We start from the raw sequence: 19,919 nt of genomic DNA, 5'->3' as shown, positions 1-19,919 counted from the left end.
TCGAATAAGCGCGAATTGAACGTCAACTGAGGAGAAAGCAATGAGTGAAACGAACGAGAGCCCGGCAGTGGCCGCAACCGATGTGAAGGAAAAAGGCCTGTCGCGCCGCACGTTCATCAAGGGCGCGGTGGCGGCGGCCGGCATTGCCGGCTTTCCGTACGTGCATGCGCAGGAAAAGATCACGTTGCGCTACCTCGGCACCGCGGTCAATCAGAGTGCCGACATCGCGAAGAAATTCAAGGAAGACACCGGCATCGAGATTCAATACGTGCCAGTGACCACCGACGACGTCGCCAAGCGCATCATCACGCAACCCAACTCGTTCGATATTGTCGACACCGAATACTTCGCGCTCAAGAAGCTGATTCCGGCCGGCACGCTCGCGGGCATGGACGCCAAACGCATCAAGCTCGCCGACAAGATCACGCCGGTGTTGACGCGCGGTGAAGTCAACGGCAAGACGATCGGCGACCAGGGCACCGCGCCAAAGAAGGTGATGTTCCTGACCGGCCCGCGCTCGACCGAGTTCTCAGCAAAGCCGACCGAATGGATGACGCTGATCCCCACCACCTATAACGCGGACACGCTCGGCATTCGTCCCGACCTGATCAAGCGCCCGATCGACAGTTGGGCAGAACTGCTCAACCCGCAGTTCAAAGGCAAGGCGGCGCTGCTGAACATTCCCGCGATCGGCATCATGGATTCGGCGATGGCGATCGAGGCGATGGGTCACATGAAATACGGCGACAAAGGCAATATGACCAAGGCCGAGATCGACCAGACCATCAAGATCCTGATCGACGCCAAGCATGCTGGCCAATTTCGCGCGTTCTGGAAGGACTTCAACGAAAGCGTGAACCTGATGGCGTCGGGCGAAGTGGTGATCCAGTCGATGTGGTCGCCGGCGGTGACGAAGGTGCGCACGATGGGCATCGCGTGCAAATTTCAGCCGCTCAAGGAAGGCTATCGCTCGTGGGCCTCGGGCTTCGGCTTCCCGCGCTCGCTGCAAGGCAAGAAGCTCGACGCCGCGTACGAATTCGTCAACTGGTTCCAGGACGGCTGGGCCGGCGCCTACCTGATGCGCCAGGGCTACTACCCCGGCGTGATCGAGACCGCGAAGACGCACATGCAGCCGTACGAATGGGACTACTGGATCGAAGGCAAAGCGGCCGCGCAGGACATCAAGGCGCCGGACGGCCAACTGCTCGAAAAGGCCGGCGCCGTGCGGGACGGCGGTTCATACACCCAGCGCATGAGTGCGATTGCGTGCTGGAACGCGGTGATGGACGAGAACATCTACATGGTTCAGAAGTGGAACGAGTTCATCGCCGCCTGATCGACGCCGCGGTTCGATGTGCTTGCCGAGGTGTGACGCGCCGGCAAGCACGGCTCCTTTGAGCAGCGTAGTCATTTCTCGTTCTCGCGTAGCGATGCGCCGCGCAGTCATTCGATAAACACCCGCCCATGGCAACCATCGACCTTCCCTCGCACGCGCAGGACACGCCCGTCAAACATCGCCTCGCACCGGCATGGTTGCAGGCGACGCCGCTGTCGCTGACCTTCCTGCTGTTTTTCATCGTGCCGCTCGTCATCACGCTGATCGTCAGTTTCTGGGACTTCAACGAATACCAGATCATTCCCGCGTTCACGCTGAAGAACTACGCGGCGATCTTCAACGGCTGTTCGTCGATGACGGACGTTTGCGTGACCTTCAAGACGTACTGGTCGACGCTCAAGTTCTGCGCGATCGTGTGGGCAATGACCTTGCTGCTGGGCTTTTCGATCGCCTACTTCCTCGCGTTTCACGTGCGCACGACGAGCATGCAGACGGTGCTGTTCCTCGTCTGCACGATTCCGTTCTGGACCTCCAACGTGATCCGGATGATTTCGTGGATGCCGCTGCTCGGCCGCAATGGCCTCGTCAATCAGGTGCTACTCGGCGCGCATCTGATCGACCAGCCGCTCGAATGGCTGCTGTACTCTAACTTCTCGGTGGTGCTCGCGTTCGTCCATCTCTACACGTTCTTCATGATCGTGCCGATCTTCAACGCGATGATGCGCATCGAGCGGTCGCTGCTCGAAGCCGCGCGCGATGCCGGTGCGAGCGGTTGGCAGGTGGTACGCGACGTGGTCCTGCCGTTGTCGAAGACGGGCATCGTAATCGGCTCGATCTTCGTGATCACGATCGTCATGGGCGATTTTCTGACCGTCGGCGTGATGGGCGGGCAACAGATTGCATCGGTGGGCAAGGTCATTCAGGTGCAGACCGGCTACCTGCAATTTCCCGCCGCGGCAGCCAATGCGATCATTCTGCTCGCCGTCGTACTGATGATCGTGTGGGGTTTGACGCGGGTCGTCGATATCCGCAAGGAGCTGTGAAAATGCAGGCCATTCGCGTCAAACATCGGGAACGCCGTCCAGCCAGTTTCTACTGGCTTGCGCTGCTGTTCGGCCTGTTCGTGCTGTTCTTGTATGGGCCGGTGATTACGATATTCATTCTGTCCTTTCAGGGCCCCGAGGGCGGCCTGACGTTTCCGATGCGCGGTGTCTCGCTGCATTGGTTCGCCGCGTTGCGCGACGGCGTCGGCGATGTTGATATTTGGAGCGCGTTCGGACGATCCGTGCGGCTCGCGCTGGCGGTCATGGTGCTGACGGTGTTGTTTTCAGTGGCGGCGGGCCTCGCCTTTCGTCGAAAGTTTCGCGGCGACACGGCGGTGTTCTACGTTTCGGTCGCGAGTCTGATCATGCCGTCCATTATTGTTTCGCTTGGGATCGGTTTGACGTTCCGGCTGCTCGATAATGGGGTGAAGTACCTCGCGTCGGCATGGGGGTATCAATCGTTTTCCGATAGCTATACGACGTCGATGGGCCTGTTCACCTCCGCGCTCGGAGCGCATTTGACGTGGACGCTGCCGTTCGGTTTGTTGGTGATGTTCGCGGTGTTCAACCGCTTCAATCCGGCCTATGAAGAGGCGTCGCGCGATCTGGGCGCGACGCCGTGGCAGAGTTTCCTGCACGTCGTGCTGCCGATCATCGGACCGTCGGTGGTCGGCGTCGCGATGTTCGGCTTCACGCTGTCATGGGACGAGATCGCTCGCACCTCGCAGGCGATCGGCGATCAGAACACGCTGCCGCTCGAGCTTCAGGGGCTCACCACGTCGGTGACGACACCGGTCATATATGCGCTCGGCACGATGACGACGGTGTTGTCGTTGACCGTCATGGGCGGGTGTCTGCTTGCGGTGAGGTTGTTGGCGCGTCGGCGCGCAGTGGCAGGGTTGAAATAACTCGTGGCGTGGCCGCGTGGCGAGGGCCAAGCCGTTCTCCGACGGGTCAAACAACACTCGATTTCTGCCGGCGGCCCTTGCATGCGCTCTGGCAGGAGCCGGGCCGCGCCCTGGGGCGGCGATCTGCGGCAACGATCAAATTGCGATGGGCGTTTTGCGGGAGGCAGAAGAACTCGGTATCGCGATTCCTGAGCAGCTTTCGGACACCGGCTTCGACGGTCTCGCGATCGCGCGCGAAGCGCGGCCGCCCCTGACGACGGTGCACGTGGACACGCGCGAGATCGGCACGCTCGCCCGAAGCATCTGCTCGATGCGCTGGATGGGCGAGCGACGCAACATGCGCTCTTCGAAGGAACTCAATTCAAACGATGATCTCGCATGACTCGTCGTCGCCAACGTCGGCACGATCGCCGGTGAGCCGCCTCACATCGAACTCGAGCTCGACGGCCTCACCGTGAGTGGTGGCTTGCGCATAGTACCGGTTCGGTGCGGCAAAGACGCCCGTCTTGACTTCTATCAGGAATGGCCCCTCGTGTTGCATCGCTTCGCTGAGGGCTCCGTCCAGGTCGTCAAGGCACTGGACATGACGCGCCGCCACACCGAGCGAAGCCGCAAACGCCGTCCAGTCATGATTGGGCAGCCGGGTGAACTGTTCCGAAATCGAACCTTTGTCGACCGCGTCGATATGGATTGCGCCATGTGCGGCGTTATTCAGAACCACATAAATCACCTTGACGCGATATCGGGCCGCCGTCTGAATTTCTATTCCATGCATCATCATGCAACCGTCACCGGTCACGACAACGCACGGCCGTTCTGGTGCAGCAAGCTTGACGCCGATTCCAGCGGCAATAGCCCATCCCATCGGCGCGAGAGAACTCGACGAAAAATAGTTGCCCATTCCCGACGACAGCCAATAGTGAGCCATGAAGATTCGATGAGCACCGGAGTCCACGACGACGTTGCTGTCCTTCGGCAGTAGCCGGCACAGACGCTTCACCACGTCCCCAGGATAGAGCCGCTGATCGCTATCTGAAACCTGCCCTCCGGCTTGCTCGAATTGATAGTCGTACAGCGCAGTCGTGTTGAGGTCGGCCACCCATGCCTTTCTTTTTTGCAGCACCTGCCGGAACCCGGCGCCCGTTTCCACCTTCTTTTCTGCCAGCAAGCGGAAGGACGCGCCAATACCAGAGAAAATCGTTCCTTGAGCGATGTGGCCAGTAGCGGGCGGATCGAAGCTGTCGTCGAAGACGATCACCTCTTTGCCCGCGAGCAACTTTCTGCTCCAGTTCATGCTGTCGCGTTGATTCAGGTCGCTGCCGAACACGATCAGGGCGTCGAGTTCGTCGGTGTTGATCGCGCGAACCGCCCTCGAGTGGCTGGCGAATCCATAGACGCCGAGCGCGAGGGGGTGCTTCTCAGGAAACGCCCCCTTTCCTGATAGCGTCGTCGCAACAGGAACATGGAATTTTTCGGCTACCTCGAGAAGGGCCTGCGCCGTTCGCGCGTCGTTGCCACGGCTTCCGATCAGAAACGCGACCCTCTTCGAGCCGAGTAGGTACTGGTCGCACAAGGCATCCAACGCTGCGCGGTTCGCGGGGACTTCGCGTGCGTTGAATTCGCTTTGGGAGTACGGTGTGCGCGCGGCCTCCTGACTACTTGGAACATCCTGTTGCTGTACATCGACGGGAATGCTGACAAATGATCGCGCCCGACGCATCCAGTTCAGCCCGTCCGTCGCGCGGCGCATTTCGGCCTGAATGTTGCCCTTGTTCTTGAGATCAACGACATCTTCCATCAGGCCCCTCACCACGGCGCTTTCGAAGATGCCGCCCTGAGTACCGTCCTGGAACGCGCCTTTACCCTCCGCGCCCGACGAGACGCCGCCGGCGATATAAAGCACTGGGATCCGGTCTGCCTGGGCGGCTGCCATTCCGGGCACGAAATTCATGGTGCCCGGCCCGGAAATGCCCACACAGACGCCGAATTTCCGGCTCGCCCGCGCATAACCGTCCGCCATGAAAGCGCTGCCGGTTTCATGGGCGCCGACGATCGCGCGGATCGTCGGCGATTCGTCGATGGCCTCGAGCAGAGGGTAGATCAGCTTCCCGGGAACCAGAAAGACATGATCGATGTTTGCTACTTCCAACGATTTCACGACCGTTTTCGATACATTGAGAGACGCGTGTGATCCCATAATTTTTGGTCACGATCCGAACAGAACCCATTAGTCGAATCTCGCTGTTTCTCATCCGGTCGTCACTTGCAGCAGCTAGCATGGACTAAGTGACGAAGCCTGCGTCAACCGGCATGGAGACGGCGAGACGGCCTTTAGTGCGCTGCACACTGACTGCAGTCGCATCTCGCGTTGCTTCTTCGAACCCGCGTCATCGGCGAGCCCGTGTCTCCATCCATGTCGCTTCCTCCCCGGCGACATCGCGGCTCATATACGCCGGTCCAGTCGCCGAAGCAATGGCTCGAGGGGTTGCCGCTCCTGCGCAGCGTTTAGCTCGCTGCGTCAGCCCGCTCTGCCACTGGTCGTTTTTCCTGTACGTTCGCCCGCGAAAGAACGAACGACTTTCACTGCCTATGCGGTGATAACAGCCGAGGACGCCGAATGTCGCGGCGGCATCCGCGGTGGATCCTTGTGTGGCGTCATCGCTTGCGATGCACTTGCCTGCCCGCTGGCGACCTTGAAGAAAGACACCGCGTCCCGGAGGCTTTCTGCCTGCTGCGCCATGTTCTGTGCTGCGGCCGAAGCTTCTTCCACGAGCGCAGCGTTCTGCTGGGTGACCTGGTCCATCTGGTTAACTGCCTGATTCACCTGCTCGATACCGCTGCTCTGCTCGCTCGATGCCGACGAAATCTCGCCCACGATGTCCGTCACGCGCTTTACCGACGTGACGATCTCCTTGATTGCTCCCCCAGCCTCTTCGACGAGCATCGAGCCAGCCTCCACCCGGCCGACCGAGGCGGAGATCAACTCCTTGATTTCCTTTGCAGCGGTAGCGCTGCGCTGCGCGAGCGTGCGGACTTCACCGGCGACCACAGCGAAGCCACGTCCCTGTTCACCAGCGCGAGCCGCCTCGACCGCAGCGTTCAGCGCCAGGATGTTGGTCTGGAAGGCGATGCCCTCGATAGCACCAATAATCTCGGACATCCTGGTCGAACTGGCGGTGATGTCGCGCATCGTCTCGACTACCCGCCCGACAATTTCGCCGCCCCGCTGCGCGACGTTCGAGGCGGTGCCCGCGAGCGTTGCGGCCTGCTTCGCATTGTCCGTGTTGTGACGGACCGTTGCGGTCAGCTCTTCCATGCTCGATGCCGTTTCTTCAAGCGAGGCCGCCTGCTGCTCCGTGCGGCTCGACAGATCCTGATTACCTTGCGCGAGCTGCGCACTTGCTGCGGCCACACCTTCGGCGTTCTCGCGCACGTCCGAGACGACCCGCATCAGGGCATCGCACATTGCCTTCAGCGATGCCATCAGGCTGCTGGTGTCGCCGGGACGCAGATCGATCCTGACATTCAGGTCACCGGCAGCGACGCTTCTGGCGAGCGCCGCGGCCGTCGCCGGTTCCGTTCCCAACTGACGCGTCACGCTACGCACCATCCAGACTCCAATTCCCAGGCCGATCAACACGGACATCGCCACCAGAACAAACATCAGATTGCGGCCTTCACCGTATACCGCGTCGTTGGCTTCGGCGGTTTTTTGCGCATCGCCCTGTTTGAGAACCACGAGGTTGCCCATCAGGACCAGGGTCCTGAAGCCCTTATGGTGGTACTCGCCCAACAGGTAATCAGTCAGTCCGTCCCGGTCCTGTGGCCCGGCTGCATTGATCCTGGCTTTGAATTCGTTGAACGCCTGGATGTAGTCCTGCCAGCCCTGGTCGAGTTCGGTGAAGGTAGCTTTGCCCTTCTCCGTGTAGACGAGGGGTTCCGCCTGGTTAAGGTGATCGCGTGCCGAGGCGAGGGCTTTTTCAGCCTGACCCATCGAGGTAGTCCGCTGCTCAGGCGTCGGAGCGAGGATGGCATTGCGCAGGTATGTACCGACTCTCAGGACGTCGGCGTTTGCCTGCTGAATGAGGTTGAGCCCGACGAGATCCTGCCGATAGGTTTTGTCTGCGTTTGCACTGATTTGCGACATATTGCGCAGGCCAATTGCACTGACGATGGCACTGATGGTCGAGACCAGCACAAAGGCGATGATCAGTTTGGCGCCGAGTTTCATATTGCTGAAATTCATAATTCGCTTTCTCAGGACAACAATGGAACCGCAAGTGCGCCCCGAGTTGCGAGCAGATGCACCTCATCCCTACTTGCGATTGACGTCTGACAAGCAGCGCCGGTCTGGACGACCGGGACCTTGCCAGAACCTCACATAAGGGTTAACGGCAATGCCGCAGCATTCTTCAGATCAATTCTTCAAGCCGAGAATTTCTTTAGTATCTTTCGCGATGAAAGGAAGTCGGCAGAGGAGTTCCACCGGCCTTGATCCGCAGAACCGATGGCAGGAATGCGGTGACTGGCGCAAGAGACAAAGCATCAAGCGCGCGATCGGTCCGGCAAATGGGTGACTGTTACGACGATGTTGTGCGAAGTCGCTGACAACGTTGTTCCAAACTGACGCGGCCAGGTAATCGCACTTCTCATTTTCATGAAATTCAAAATTCCTCATCAATCAATTCCTGCCTGCCCGCAAAGCTTTGCCGCGATTGGCTCAACATTCTCCATCACGAATTTTTGCCGGTAAGCGCGGATAGCTCCACTCGCGTCGCTCACCTTGAGTTTCATCATCCGTCGCGCTACATTGCCGCTCGCAGCATTCCGCACGGACTCCTGCGCACCCTGTAACTCGTACGTAAGGAACCTCCGATGGGGCAACAGGCGGAAGGCAACGACGACACTCCCTGCAGCCCGGCCGGCCGCGACGCGTTCGCGCCGGTCGCAGGGGCCGCCGGGTTGCTGGTCGCCGCGCTCGGCACGCTGAGCGCCGTCGACTTCCTGCCCGTAGACCTGCGCTGGTGCGCGCCGCTCGCCAGCGCATGGTGCAACGTGCTCGTCATCGCGATCGGTGTGCTGCTCGCCGATCGTGCACGCCGCCATCCACCGCAGGGTTCGGCGGCCGGCCTGCTCAAGAACTGGCTGCGCAGCGCATTCAGCCGCAAGCAGGACGCGGAGCAAGTCGACAATCCGTGGCCGGCGATCGCCGCCGCGATCGACTGGCGGCCGTGGGCCGTCACCGCCGGCGGTGCGTTCTCCGTCGCGCTTGCCGCGCTCGCGTGGCAGCCGCCCTCACCCGCGATGCTGGTTCGCGCAATGGCTGCGCCCGAACCCACGCTCGCGGCCGGTGCGGCCTGCATCGTCCTCGCCTTTCTTACACTGGTCGCCGAACGCCATCATGCGGCGGCCGCCAGCGGTTCGGCGGTATCCGCGTCGCTCACCCGGGTGTTGCGTGTCGCGCTCGTCACCGCGCTCGCGGGTGCGCTGGCCGCCGCATGGTTCGCATTCCGGCACCTCACGGCCGACTGGCTCGTGCAGGCGGTCGCGCTGCTCAACGCAGCCGTCGCCGCCGAACTGGCTCTGCGCGGCGTGCTGTCGTGGTTTGCAGTGCCGCGCGGCGCCGTCGTGCCGACCAGCGCGATCGCCGGACTGCTGAGCCGGCGCCCGTCGCCGTTCGCGTCGCTCGGCGCCGAACTGCGCCATCGGTACGGCGTCGATCTGCGGCAGAGCTGGGGCTGGCGCAGCTTCGTGCGGCTGCTGCCGGGCGCGCTGGCCGCCACCGTTGCGTGCGCGTGGCTGCTCACCGCCGTCGTCGTGCTGAACCCGGAGCAGCGCGCGGTATATGAACGGTTCGGCGCGCCGGTCGCGGTCTGGCAGCCGGGCCTGCACGTCGGTTTGCCCTGGCCGTTCGGGCGCGCGCGCATCGTCGACAACGGCGCGGTGCACCAAGTCGCGATCGCGGGCAGCGCGAATGACGGTAGCGCCGATACGGCGTCGGTGCCAGCCGATGGCCCGACGCCCGAACGCCTCGACCGTCTGTGGGATGTGCCGCATCCGTGGGAAACCACCCAGGTGATCGCCGGCGCGAACGGCGACCGCCAGAACTTCCAGGTCGTCAACGCCGACGTCCGGGTCGACTACCGGCTCGGGCTGACCGATGCCGACGCGCGCGCGGCGCTCTATCGCACGATCGACCCGGAAAGCACGGTGCGCACGGGCGCCAATCGCGAACTCGTGCACTACCTCGCGTCGCATACGCTCGAATCGCTGCTGGAAACCAATCAGGCCGCGATGGCCGCTCAGTTGAAGCGCGCGATCCAGCAACAGCTCGACCTGCTGCAAAGCGGCGTCGACGTGATCGCGGTCGTGATCGAGAGCGTGCACCCGCCGACCGGTGCGGCCGCCGCTTTCCACGACGTGCAGGCCGCGCAGATTCGCGCGCAGGGCAGCGTCGCGCAGGCACGCGGCTTCGCGGCCGGCCTGCTCGGCAACGCGCAGCAGCAGGGGTTCGAACGGGTCGCGCAGGCCGAAGCGCAGGCCGGCGATACGGTGTCGTCGGCGCGCGTGCAGCAGATCGATTTCGACGCCGACCTCGTCTCGTACCGGCTCGGCGGCCCCGCGTTTCCGTTCGAGTATTACCTCGACCGGCTGCAACGCGGCCTGCGCAACGCGCGCATAACGATCATCGACGACCGGCTTGCCGACGGCACGCGGGCGACCGTCGATCTTCGCAATACTCCTGCCGGCGATCTGGCCGGCATCCATTGAATTGTCGCGGCGATATCCGCACGGGCGGCGCAACACGGCGGCAGGCCGTGCCGCCGCCTCGCACGCGGACGACGCCGCACTCGGGGCGACATCGTGAGTCTGTTTCATTCGCACGCGCATGATCATGCGCACCACGGCCATGGCCACGACCACCACCACGCGCATCACGGCGCATCGCAGCCGCCGGGCGCGTTCCGCCTGCGCGTCGCCATCGCGCTGCTGTGTGTGCAGGTCGCGCTCGCGGTTGCGAGTTTGGTGCAGGTGCGCGCCGGCGAGGCATCGGTCGTCACGCGCTTCGGGCGGCCCGTGCGGGTGCTGCTCGAACCCGGGCTCGCGTGGCGCCTGCCTGCGCCGATCGATGCGGTGACGCCCGTCGACCTGCGCCTGCACACCACGTCGAGCGGCCTGCAGGACGTCGGTACCCGCGACGGGCTACGCATCATCGTCGAGGCCTACGTCGCGTGGCGCGTGCCAGCCGATGCGAGCGACATCGGGCGCTTCATGCGCGCGGTCGGCAACGAGCCGGACGAAGCAGCGCGGCAGATCCGCTCGCTCGTCGGCTCCGCGCTGCAAACGACGTCCGCCGGATACGATCTGGCGTCGCTCGTGAACACCGATCCGGCCCAGGTGAAGATCAGTGAATTCGAAGATGCGCTGCGCCGACAGATCGACGCGCAGCTTTATGCGACTTACGGGGTGCGCGTTGCCCAGGTCGGGCTCGAACGGCTCACGCTGCCGGCCGCCACGCTTGCCGCGACGGTCGACCGGATGAGCGCCGAACGCGAGACCGTGGCCGCGCAGCGTACCGCGGACGGCAATCGCGAGGCTGCGCAGATCCGCTCGGACGCTGAGCGCGACGCGCGCATCGCGCTGGCCGATGCGAACGTGAAAGCGGCCGGCATCGAAGCGCAGTCGCGCAAGGACGCGGCCGACATCTACGGCAAGAACTATGCGGGCAACCCGCACCTATACACAATGCTGCGTTCGCTCGACACGCTGAACGCGGTGGTCGGCACCAATACGAACCTGATCCTGCGCACCGACGCCGCGCCGTTCCGCATGCTCGTGGATGGCCCGACCGACGGGTCGGGGCAGGCGCAGCCGGCACCCAAAGCGCACAAGGCCGCGCGATGAGCGAGCCGTCCGCACCGCCGCTCGGTCCGGGCGCGCAGGCCGTGCGCCTGTCGTTCTGGTTCATCGCCGCGCTCGCGGTGCTCGCCGCAGGCACATGGGCCGGCTCGAACATCCGGCGGATTCCGGCGGACAGCCGCGCAGTCGTAATGCGTTTCGGCGCGCTCGTGCGCACCCAGGACGCCGGGCTCGTGATCGCGTGGCCGCAGCCGTTCGAATCGGTCCTGCTCGTGCCAGGCGCCGCGCGTGTGCTCGAGCAGCGGATCCGCTCGCTCGAGCGCGATCCGCGGGCGCTCGCGCCATCCGCGCAGGGTGTCGCGCGATTGCCCGACGCGTTGGCCGGTTCAGGCTACGTGCTGACCGGCGACGGCGGCGCGGTCGCGTTGAGCGCGGTGCTCTATTACCGGGTCAGCGATCCGTACGCGTATGTGCTGCAGCAGGACCGTCTCGATTTGGCGCTCGAGCGGATCGTGTCCGCGTCGGCCGTCGAGGTCGCGGCGACCCGCGATCTCGACGCGATCCTGGTCGCGCGGCCCGAGCAACTGGCCGCCGACCGGCAGATGGCCGCGCGTCGCGAACGGTTGCGCGGCGATCTAGCCGACGCGATCGCGCGCCACCTGCGCGCACTCGACGCGGCGCACGCGGGGCTCGGCGTCGAAGTTGCGCGCGTCGACGTGCAGCCCGCGTTTCCCGGCGCGGCGGCAGACGCGTTCAACGCGGTGCTGACGTCGCTGCAGGTCGCCGAGCGCACCATCGCCGAAGCACGCACCGCAGCCGAACAGCGGCGCCAGGACGCGCAGCAGGATGCCGACCGGATCGTGCAGGACGCGCAGGCCCACGCGGCCGAACGCGTCGCGAACGCGCAGACCGACACGCTCGAAATCCGGCAACTCGCTGAAACGCTCCACGAGAAGGGCGATCCGGGGCTGCTGGCACGGCTGTATCGCGATCGCGTGCAGCGCGTGCTGTCGAAAGCCGGGCGCGTGACGACGATCGATCCGCACGACACCTCGAACCTGATCCTGCCCGGAAACGCCCGATGAATTCGCTCGCCGAACCGGCCACGCAGCCGGACGCCGCTCCCGCAGGTACGACGGCCTACGCGCTGTCCTCCGACGAACGCCGCACGATCACGGGGCAGATCGCGCTGGCGCTGCTCGCGGGCGGCCTGCTCGTGCTGTCGTTCGCGTGGCGCATGCTGTCGGGCGGCGGACAAACGCTCGCGCAACTCCTCGCCGCGCTCGCATCGCTGATCGTAGCGGGGCCGGTGTTCGCGAGTGCGTGGCACAGCCTGCGTGTGCCGAGCCTGCACGGCGTGACCGACCGCCTGATCGCGCTCGCGATGCTGGCCGCGTGGGCGATCGGCGACATGACGACGGCCGCGCTGCTGCCGATCGTGATGACGTTCGGCCATGCGCTCGAAGAGCGCAGCGTGCTGGGCTCGCAGGAAGCCATCCGCGCGCTCGGCCGGCTGACGGCCGGCCGTGTGCGCCGCATCGGCGCCGACGGCAGTGTGGTCGAAGTCGCGTACGACGCGTTGCGCGCGGGCGACCGCATCCAAGTGGTGGCCGGCGCCCGCATTCCGGTCGACGGCATCGTGGTGGCGGGCACGTCGAGCGTCGACAACGGGCCGATCACCGGCGAATCCGTGCCGCACGACATCGATGCGGGCAGCGCCGTGTATGGCGGCGCACTGAATCTCGACGGCGTGCTCCGCATCGAAGTCACTCACACCGGCAAGGATTCGACGCTCGGCAAGATCATCGCGCTGATGCAACAGGCGGAGCAGGCGAAACCGCCCGTCACGCAGGTCCTCGAGCGGCACATGGGCGCGTATCTCGCGCTCGTCCTGCTGATCGCGGCGATCGTCTGGTTCACGTCCGCGAATGCAGCGGCGATGCTCGCGGTCATCGTGGCCGCGTGCCCGTGCGCGCTGGTGCTCGCCGCGCCGTCCACGGCCATTGCCGGGATCGCGGTCGGCGCGCGGCACGGCGTCCTGTTTCGCAATGCCGCGTTCCTCGACAAGATCGCCGAGGTCGATTCGCTCGTGATCGACAAGACGGGCACGCTCACCCGCGGGGAATTGCAGGTCCGGCAGGTGTGGCTGCAGCCCGGTGTCGACGCCGCGCAGGCGCGTGCGCTGGCCGCGCGGCTCGGCGAAAGCAGCGCGCATCCGGCGAGCCGCGCGCTCGTCCGTGATGCCGCCGCGTCCGGCCTCACGGGCGCCGCTGTTGCGCCGTTCGAACGCACGCGGGAATTGCGCGGGCTCGGCGTCGTCGCCGACACGCCGGCCGGCACGGCGGTACTCGGCCGGCCCGCACTGCTGGCCGACCATGCCGGTGACTTGCCGCCGGCCCCTGACGGTTTCGACGGGCCGCTCGTCGGACTCGTGCTCGGCGGGCGGCTGCTCGCGTGGTTCGGTTTTGCCGACACGCTGCGGCCCGACGCGCACGAAGCGCTCGCCGAGCTGCGGACGCTGGGCCTCGCGCGGCAGACGCTGCTGACGGGCGACCTCGAGCGCGTCGCTGGCAAAGTCGCGGCCGAGACGGGTATCGAGACGGTGGTCGCGCAGGCGCTGCCGCACGACAAGCTCGATTACGTGATGCGCGAGATCGGCGCGGGCCTGCATCCGCTGGTCGTCGGCGACGGGCTGAACGACGTGCTGGCGATCAAGGCCGGCTCGACGAGCATCGCGATGGGCGAGCGCGGCGTCGACATTGCGATCGCGTCGGCCGATATTGTGCTGCTGGGCGACGATCTGCGGCGGATTCCGACCTGCATCCGCCTCGGCCGGCAATGCCGGCGCACGGCGACGACCAATGCGGCGATCGGCCTCGCGTGGACGCTCGCGGTGATCGCGCTCGCCGCGACCGGCATGCTCGGCGCAGTGTGGGCCGCGATCCTGCACAACGTCGGCACGTTCATCGTGATCGCCAACGCGGGCCGTCTGCTGCGGATCGACGACTCCCCTGGCTCGGCGTTCGCTCCTTAGCTTCTGTCCAGGACCAGCCACGCCATTTAACGGTCGCGCCAGCTACTCAGTCGGGTCTGAATAATTCGAAGAGCCGCGCGCAAGAAGGGTTTAAAGCGGAAAGTGGTTGATGCGATCCGCGCCCCTGTCACGCTGCCGATCATCTGTTCTGGTTGGGCGCGCTTACCTTAGGCAAGCTATCGAGCGCGCGTTTCAAAGCAGCAACACCGCTACGCAGGCTAGCTAACACGGGAACGCGCACGCCCTCCAACTGCGGCACGAGCCGCGCCATTGAGACCTGCGCCAGTACGATCACGCCGACCTGTGCTGCAAGGGCCGAGATTGCGCTCTTCACAATTTCGTCATGGCGCGCACCGTCCCCGCTCAAGAGGGCCTCGAAGGCGCCTTCGGCAATCCGTTCGGTCACTTCGACGGCGCGCCGCAATTCTCCGGCCTTCTTTTTAACGAGGCGAACGGTGGGCTCCAGCGTAGTCGGCAGAGTCGCGATCACCCCAATATGAGAACCGATGGAGCAAGCCTCTTCTGCCATCGCCTCGTCGATTTTCACGATCGGAGTGCCAATCAAGTTGCGCACCGAGTCAGCAGCTTCGCCGACGGACGAACAGGCGTTAAGGATGATGTCGACGCGCATCGCCTGCGCATTGGACATGTAGGAATGAATTCGACTTGCGACTTCCGGAGTCACATGGCCGGCGGCACGAACGTCATTGAGCAAGCTGTCATCGACGATGTTGATCACTCGCGCATTAGGAATCAGCTCGCTGATTTGCTCCTTGATCGGCTGGACCGATACTGGTCCTGTGTGAACCACGGCGATGGTTGTCATAGTCAGATTCGAGTCCTAAACGTCATTGATTAGAAGTCAGATCGCTCAGGTGTAGTCTAGAAATCGGCGACCTTACCCCAGGAGGAATTGGCGAATCGGCCAGGTCGATACGGTATCGGGTCAACGATCGGTTCAGCACCGCTGGCAAGGTCCGCGATCAAGTGCCCCGCGCCGGGCGCGATGCCAAAGCCGTGGCCCGAAAAACCCGCAGCCAGGATTAATCCGGGCACACCCGGCAACTCGCCAATACCCGGCACGCCGTCGGGCGTGCTGTCGACGAAACCGGCCCACGCATGCGTGATGTTGGCTTTGCGAAGTTCGGGCAGCAGTTCGACGGCGCGGCGGTGGGTTTCGGTGACCGTCGCCCGATCAGGCTTGGGATCCAGGATGCGTACGCGCTCCATGGGTGTCGGCGCATCGAGCCGCCACCGCTGCAGCGTTTCATGGCCACCCCGGACTCCCTCCAGGCCGCCCGGCAGGAGGCTGCGCCAGCGCTTGGCGAACATGGGCATGAACTGCGGGGCAAATCGCAGGAACTGTGGCGTCACATCCACCCGCGCGCGACCACTGATGGCCAATGCATAGCGTCCGTCGTTGCGGCGGGTCACAGATACGCCAGAGGTGAACAAAGCGTCCGGCAAGCGATGTCCGACAGGGGACACGCTCAGGATGGACTGGCGGATCGACGCCTGAGGAAAACGGACGCCCAACTGGCGGCAGAACGCGGATGCCCATGCGCCACCTGCGAGCACGACTGTGCGCGTCTTGATGACGCCGGCTTCCGTCACGACGCCGCAGACCCGCCCGCCCTCCAGTTCAACGCCGCGCGCCGCGCAGTGTTGAATGACACTACCCCCGAGCTTCATGAGTGCGGTTGCCACGGCGGGCGCGGCTTTCGCTGGATCCGCCGTGCCGTCGCTGGGCGAGAAGACGCCGCCTTTCCAAGGCCGGCCCGTCGCCTTTCCGCGCTCGGCGGCTTGGCGGCTATCGAGCATGTAGGTCGTCACTCCCGCCGTCTTTGCGAATTCGCCCCAACTGGCCCAACGAGCGAGCTCGGCGTCGTCATTGCTCAGATACAGCAGCCCGCAGCGATGAAAGCCCGTATCTTCGCCGGACTCGATGGCAAATCGCTCCCAGAGATCAAGGCTTTTGCTTGCCATCGGCAATTCGCGTGCGTCGCGATTCTGCTGCCGGCACCAGCCCCAATTGCGGCTCGATTGTTCGGCGCCGATCCTTCCCTTCTCGACGAGAGCAACAGACACGCCGCGCCGGGCTAAATAGTAGGCGGTAAACACGCCGATGATGCCGCCTCCGATCACGACCACATCGGCAGCGGCCGGTAACGCCGGTGGGGATTGGATAACGTTCAACGGAGGGGACATGGCTGACCTCGTTCGCTTGAAGTTCCGAACGCCGCCCTGCGGAACGAGGTTGAAGGTGATGCACCGTCGGCGCGGTGCAGCACAAAAGCCGCGGTCATTTTTGCTCCTGCGCATTGCGCACATATCGACTGAAAGAAGGGAATGCAGTATTGAGCTGCTGGCCACGCAGGCCTCGAGGCATATGATCAATTAGGAATTCAATGTACTCGCCCATCGAAGTCGATCATGGAAGAGTCGTCTCGTTGAAAATCTAGTTAAACGGCTGAAGTCCAAGCCTGTCTACTACGCCTCCCCTTTCGATATTTGACCAGTGTAAAAAGTCTCGCGGTCACTGATTTGAGCAGTAAAAAAACACAATCCAGTTGTCCTGAAATCCCTAACAGCACATCCTGCGGGCGAATCTCGCGGACGACGGCTCTCGCCGGACTCGAAATCTGTATCCCGCCTGGCCGGAACAGCAACGTGCCGCCTCAGGCGAAGTCGACGGGGCGGTGATCCACGCATTCCGGGTGGTGCGCTCGCTCTCCGCCGCGCATGCGGCACCACCTTATGCAAGCCTTCACGCGTAGTACCCGAGGATCGACTTGATCTCCAGAAACTCTTCCATCCCTTCGACGCCATACTCGCGACCGTTGCCCGATTGCTTGTAGCCGCCGAACGGTGCCTGCGGATCCCACGCCGGATAGTTTAAATGCACCTGTCCCGACGCGATCCGTGCGGCCACCGCGCGCACCGTGTCGAGGTCGGTGCCCTGCACGTGCGCGCCGAGTCCGTAGACCGTGTCGTTGGCGATCTGGACTGCTTCGTCGATGCTGTCGTACGCGAGCATCGCCAACACCGGGCCGAAGATTTCCTCGCGCGCGATCGCCATGTCGGAGCGCACCGCCGAGAAGATCGTCGGCTGCGCGAACCAGCCGCGCGAGAACCCCGCAGGCCGACCCGGGCCGCCGACCAGCAGCTTGGCGCGTTCGTCGATCCCCGTCGCGATCATCGTCTGCACGCGCTCGTACTGCGCGCGGTTCGCGAGCGGACCGTGGGTCGTCGTCTCGACGAATGGGTCACCGACCACCATCGCGTCGACGGCCGCGACCGCGAGCTGTTCCGCCTGCGGCAGCAGCGCGCGCGGCACGATCAGCCGCGTCGGCGCACTGCACGATTGCCCCATGTTGCGGAACGCGGCGGCGACGCCGAGCGATACTGCGCGCGACAGATCCGCATCCGGCAACACCACGTTCGGCGACTTGCCGCCGAGTTCCTGCGCGACGCGCTTGACGGTCGGCGCGGCTGCCTGAGCGACCAGCACGCCGGCGCGCGTCGATCCCGTGATGGACACCATATCGATCTGCCGATGCGCGGCGAGCCGCTCGCCGACCTCCGGTCCCGTGCCGCTGACCAGATTGAACACGCCGGGCGGCAGCCCGGCGGCCTCGACAACCTCGGCGAACAGCAGCGCACTGAGCGGCGACAGCTCGCTCGGCTTGAGCACGATCGTGCAGCCGGCCGCGAGCGCCGGGCCGACCTTCGCGGTGATCTGGTAGATCGGCCAGTTCCACGGCGTGATCAGCGCGCACACGCCGATCGGCTCGCGCACGATCGCGGTCGTGCCGCGCTGCACACGAAATGGATACGACGCGAGGTTGTCGCGGGCGACGCGTAGATGCTCTGCGGCGAAGGGCACATGCGCGTTGCGCGCATAGGTGATCGGCGCGCCCATCTCGGTGGTCAGCGCCTGCGCGAAAGTTTCCGCGCGTTCGCGCATCAGCGTGTGCAGGCGGTCGAGATAGCCGGCGCGCTCTTGCGGCGAAGTCGCCGACCAGCGTACGAACGCGGCGCGCGCGGCCTGCACCGCGCGCTCGACGTCGTGCGCGTCACCGAGCGGCAACTCGACCAACGTCTCTCCATTCGACGGACACACGAGTGGCGCACTCAACGTGCCGGCAGGCTGCGTCCATTCGCCGTTGATGTAGATCTGCTCCAGATGCCCGGAGCTCTTCAGATGATCGAGCGGGGAAGTCATTGGGTTGCGTCCTTGAAGCGATACCAGGCGCCGACAATCGGCAGAAACCACGGTTTGCCGAAATGGCCGGGAATCGCCGGCCACGAGAAATCCTTCCACGGGTTCAGGTCGGTGCGGCCATCCATGATGTCGGCCATGCGCGTGCCCATCAGCGTCGACATTTGCGTGCCGTGGCCGCTGTAGCCCATCGAGTAGTACACGCCGTCGCGCTGCCCGGCGCGCGGCAGCCGGTTCGTCGTCATATCGACCATGCCGCCCCAGCAATAGTCGATCCGCGTCTCCGCCAGTTCCGGGAACACGCTAGCCAGTTGCTCTCGCAGGATCTTTCCGCTTTTTTCGTCAACGTGCGGATTCGACACCGCGAACTGCGCGCGGCCGCCGAACAGCAGGCGATCGTCCGGCGTGGTACGGAAGAAGTTGACGAAGTTTTTCGTGTCGGTCGCCATCCGCCGGCGCGGCAGCAGCCGGTCGAGCTGTTCGACGGACAGCGGCTCGGTGACGATCAGGAATGCGCCGACCGGCACGATGCGCCGCCGGATCCAGCCGAACGGGCCGACCTGCGAGATGCCGCTCGCGAGCAATACCTGCTTGCACCGGATCTCGCCGCGCGGCGTGCCGATCCGGTATAGGCCGTCCGGCTCGCGGCGCAGCGCGAGCACGGGGGTCTGTTCCAGAATATGCGCGCCGCGCGCCTCGGCGGCGCGCGCGAGTCCGCGCACATAGCGCCCCACGTGCATACCCGCGCTCTTGCCAAAGATCAGGCCGCCGTGATACCGGTCCGAGCCGATCTCGTCGCGCAGTTCCGCGCGTGTGACGATGCGCGTGTCGGGATCGATGTTCGCCGCCAGCAGCGCCTGGCTGCGCACCAGCTTGTCGAAATGCTCGGGTTTTGCAGCAAGTTTGAGCTTGCCGCTACGCGCGAAATCGCAGTCAATCGATTCTTCCCGCACGAGCCGCTCGACCGTGTCGACGCCGGCGTCGAACGCGCGATAGATGTCATTCGCGCGCTCGGTCCCGATCAGTTGCGACATCGTTGCATAGTCCTGCGCGAAGCCGTTGTTGCACATGCCGCCGTTGCGGCCAGAGGCCGCCTGGCCGACCGTTCCCGCTTCGCAGACGACCACGCTCGCACCCTTCTTCGCAAAAGGCAACAACGGCTCATGCGCGATCGGTCCTTTTATCCGCTTGTTCGATGATCGCTTCACGATGGACTCGGTGCGGGCGGCCAGCGTGTCGCTGAGGATAGAAGGCGCGGACGACGGATTCATTCTCGAAGGCGTGAGCCACATGCGCGAGATCAGCCGTGACCCGGAGCAACTCGTCGCCCAGACTGCCGGCCAGCATCACCAGTATCCCGACGGCTTCATGCTGTTTCTCGGCACGATGTTCTCCCCGATTAAAGACCGGCATGCTCCGGGCAGTGGCTTCACGCATCACCTCGGAGACAAGGTGACTATTGCAACGCCGGAGCTCGGCGCACTGGTCAACACCGTTCAGTCGTCAACCGAAAATG

14 protein-coding genes and 2 pseudogenes are annotated in these 19,919 nt (G+C 64.3%); 9 read left to right on the top strand and 7 right to left on the bottom strand.

What is annotated here, in order from left to right; translation table 11 throughout:
- Positions 1-40: 40 nt before the first annotated feature.
- From AB3X86_RS33670 to AB3X86_RS33655, 4 genes and pseudogenes are all read left to right on the top strand, one after another.
- A complete protein-coding gene (locus AB3X86_RS33670) occupies positions 41-1,336 on the top strand; it encodes a PotD/PotF family extracellular solute-binding protein (protein ID WP_368599303.1) in 1,296 nt (431 codons plus the stop codon).
- A gap of 128 nt (positions 1,337-1,464) precedes the next feature.
- Positions 1,465-2,379, top strand: a complete 915-nt coding sequence (locus tag AB3X86_RS33665; protein ID WP_176122142.1) for an ABC transporter permease — start codon at positions 1,465-1,467, stop codon at positions 2,377-2,379.
- A 2-nt stretch (positions 2,380-2,381) separates the two neighbouring features.
- Positions 2,382-3,287 (top strand): ABC transporter permease, encoded by a 906-nt coding sequence (locus tag AB3X86_RS33660; protein ID WP_368599302.1) that lies wholly within the window; start codon positions 2,382-2,384, stop codon positions 3,285-3,287.
- 44 nt (positions 3,288-3,331) lie between these two features.
- Positions 3,332-3,659 (top strand): annotated as a pseudogene (locus AB3X86_RS33655) (substrate-binding domain-containing protein); the annotation flags it as partial.
- On the opposite strand, the gene AB3X86_RS33650 reads toward AB3X86_RS33655, so the two are convergent.
- From AB3X86_RS33650 to AB3X86_RS33640, 3 genes are all read right to left on the bottom strand, one after another.
- Entirely contained in the window at positions 3,649-5,484 is a 1,836-nt protein-coding gene (locus AB3X86_RS33650; RefSeq protein ID WP_368599301.1) for a thiamine pyrophosphate-binding protein, read from the bottom strand. The pseudogene AB3X86_RS33655 and the gene AB3X86_RS33650 overlap by 11 nt on opposite strands.
- A 390-nt stretch (positions 5,485-5,874) precedes the next feature.
- Positions 5,875-7,533: a methyl-accepting chemotaxis protein gene (locus AB3X86_RS33645; RefSeq protein WP_368599300.1), complete on the bottom strand. Its 1,659-nt coding sequence runs from the start codon at positions 7,531-7,533 to the stop codon at positions 5,875-5,877.
- Between the two features lie 171 nt (positions 7,534-7,704).
- Positions 7,705-7,965 (bottom strand): hypothetical protein, encoded by a 261-nt coding sequence (locus AB3X86_RS33640; protein ID WP_368599299.1) that lies wholly within the window; start codon positions 7,963-7,965, stop codon positions 7,705-7,707.
- Between the two features lie 197 nt (positions 7,966-8,162).
- Between AB3X86_RS33640 and hflK (AB3X86_RS33635) the strand changes: the two genes are divergently transcribed.
- The 4 genes from hflK (AB3X86_RS33635) (at position 8,163) to AB3X86_RS33620 (ending at position 14,181) form a co-directional block, all read left to right on the top strand.
- A complete protein-coding gene (gene hflK, locus AB3X86_RS33635) occupies positions 8,163-10,058 on the top strand; it encodes a protease modulator HflK (RefSeq protein WP_368599298.1) in 1,896 nt (631 codons plus the stop codon).
- A 93-nt stretch (positions 10,059-10,151) separates the two neighbouring features.
- Positions 10,152-11,192, top strand: coding sequence for a protease modulator HflC (gene hflC, locus AB3X86_RS33630; RefSeq protein ID WP_368599297.1), 1,041 nt, complete (start codon positions 10,152-10,154; stop codon positions 11,190-11,192).
- Positions 11,189-12,232: a protease modulator HflK gene (gene hflK / locus AB3X86_RS33625; protein ID WP_368599296.1), complete on the top strand. Its 1,044-nt coding sequence runs from the start codon at positions 11,189-11,191 to the stop codon at positions 12,230-12,232. The genes hflC and hflK (AB3X86_RS33625) overlap by 4 nt, the downstream gene beginning before the upstream one ends.
- Positions 12,229-14,181, top strand: coding sequence for a heavy metal translocating P-type ATPase (locus AB3X86_RS33620; RefSeq protein WP_368599295.1), 1,953 nt, complete (start codon positions 12,229-12,231; stop codon positions 14,179-14,181). The genes hflK (AB3X86_RS33625) and AB3X86_RS33620 overlap by 4 nt, the downstream gene beginning before the upstream one ends.
- Positions 14,182-14,320: 139 nt before the next feature.
- On the opposite strand, the gene AB3X86_RS33615 is transcribed toward AB3X86_RS33620, so the two are convergent.
- From AB3X86_RS33615 to AB3X86_RS33600, 4 genes are all read right to left on the bottom strand, one after another.
- Positions 14,321-15,007 (bottom strand): aspartate/glutamate racemase family protein, encoded by a 687-nt coding sequence (locus tag AB3X86_RS33615; RefSeq protein ID WP_368599294.1) that lies wholly within the window; start codon positions 15,005-15,007, stop codon positions 14,321-14,323.
- 56 nt (positions 15,008-15,063) lie between these two features.
- Positions 15,064-16,389, bottom strand: coding sequence for an NAD(P)/FAD-dependent oxidoreductase (locus tag AB3X86_RS33610; protein WP_368599293.1), 1,326 nt, complete (start codon positions 16,387-16,389; stop codon positions 15,064-15,066).
- 559 nt (positions 16,390-16,948) lie between these two features.
- Complete coding sequence (locus tag AB3X86_RS33605; protein WP_368599292.1) at positions 16,949-18,406, bottom strand: aldehyde dehydrogenase family protein; 1,458 nt, start codon at positions 18,404-18,406, stop codon at positions 16,949-16,951.
- Positions 18,403-19,587, bottom strand: a complete 1,185-nt coding sequence (locus tag AB3X86_RS33600; protein WP_368599317.1) for an NAD(P)/FAD-dependent oxidoreductase — start codon at positions 19,585-19,587, stop codon at positions 18,403-18,405. Before AB3X86_RS33600 ends, AB3X86_RS33605 begins: the two co-directional genes overlap by 4 nt.
- Between AB3X86_RS33600 and AB3X86_RS33595 the strand changes: the two are divergent.
- Positions 19,556-19,915 (top strand): annotated as a pseudogene (locus AB3X86_RS33595) (fumarylacetoacetate hydrolase); the annotation flags it as partial. The gene AB3X86_RS33600 and the pseudogene AB3X86_RS33595 sit on opposite strands and share 32 nt — an antisense overlap.
- Positions 19,916-19,919 lie beyond the last annotated feature (4 nt).

The organism is Paraburkholderia sp. BR14374 (assembly GCF_040948685.1).
GTDB classification, from domain to species: Bacteria; Pseudomonadota; Gammaproteobacteria; order Burkholderiales; family Burkholderiaceae; genus Paraburkholderia; species Paraburkholderia youngii.
This window is presented reverse-complemented; position numbering and strand designations above follow the sequence as displayed.

What these genes read in the sequence shown, in the direction of transcription:
- AB3X86_RS33670 (WP_368599303.1), top strand. Translation starts at nt 41, where the DNA reads ATGAGTGAAACGAACGAGAGCCCGGCAGTGGCCGCAACCGATGTGAAG.
- AB3X86_RS33665 (WP_176122142.1), top strand. Translation starts at nt 1,465, where the DNA reads ATGGCAACCATCGACCTTCCCTCGCACGCGCAGGACACGCCCGTCAAA.
- AB3X86_RS33660 (WP_368599302.1), top strand. Translation starts at nt 2,382, where the DNA reads ATGCAGGCCATTCGCGTCAAACATCGGGAACGCCGTCCAGCCAGTTTC.
- AB3X86_RS33650 (WP_368599301.1), bottom strand. Translation starts at nt 5,484, where the DNA reads ATGGGATCACACGCGTCTCTCAATGTATCGAAAACGGTCGTGAAATCG.
- AB3X86_RS33645 (WP_368599300.1), bottom strand. Translation starts at nt 7,533, where the DNA reads ATGAATTTCAGCAATATGAAACTCGGCGCCAAACTGATCATCGCCTTT.
- AB3X86_RS33640 (WP_368599299.1), bottom strand. Translation starts at nt 7,965, where the DNA reads ATGAGGAATTTTGAATTTCATGAAAATGAGAAGTGCGATTACCTGGCC.
- hflK (WP_368599298.1), top strand. Translation starts at nt 8,163, where the DNA reads ATGGGGCAACAGGCGGAAGGCAACGACGACACTCCCTGCAGCCCGGCC.
- hflK (WP_368599296.1), top strand. Translation starts at nt 11,189, where the DNA reads ATGAGCGAGCCGTCCGCACCGCCGCTCGGTCCGGGCGCGCAGGCCGTG.
- AB3X86_RS33620 (WP_368599295.1), top strand. Translation starts at nt 12,229, where the DNA reads ATGAATTCGCTCGCCGAACCGGCCACGCAGCCGGACGCCGCTCCCGCA.
- AB3X86_RS33615 (WP_368599294.1), bottom strand. Translation starts at nt 15,007, where the DNA reads ATGACAACCATCGCCGTGGTTCACACAGGACCAGTATCGGTCCAGCCG.
- AB3X86_RS33610 (WP_368599293.1), bottom strand. Translation starts at nt 16,389, where the DNA reads ATGTCCCCTCCGTTGAACGTTATCCAATCCCCACCGGCGTTACCGGCC.
- AB3X86_RS33605 (WP_368599292.1), bottom strand. Translation starts at nt 18,406, where the DNA reads ATGACTTCCCCGCTCGATCATCTGAAGAGCTCCGGGCATCTGGAGCAG.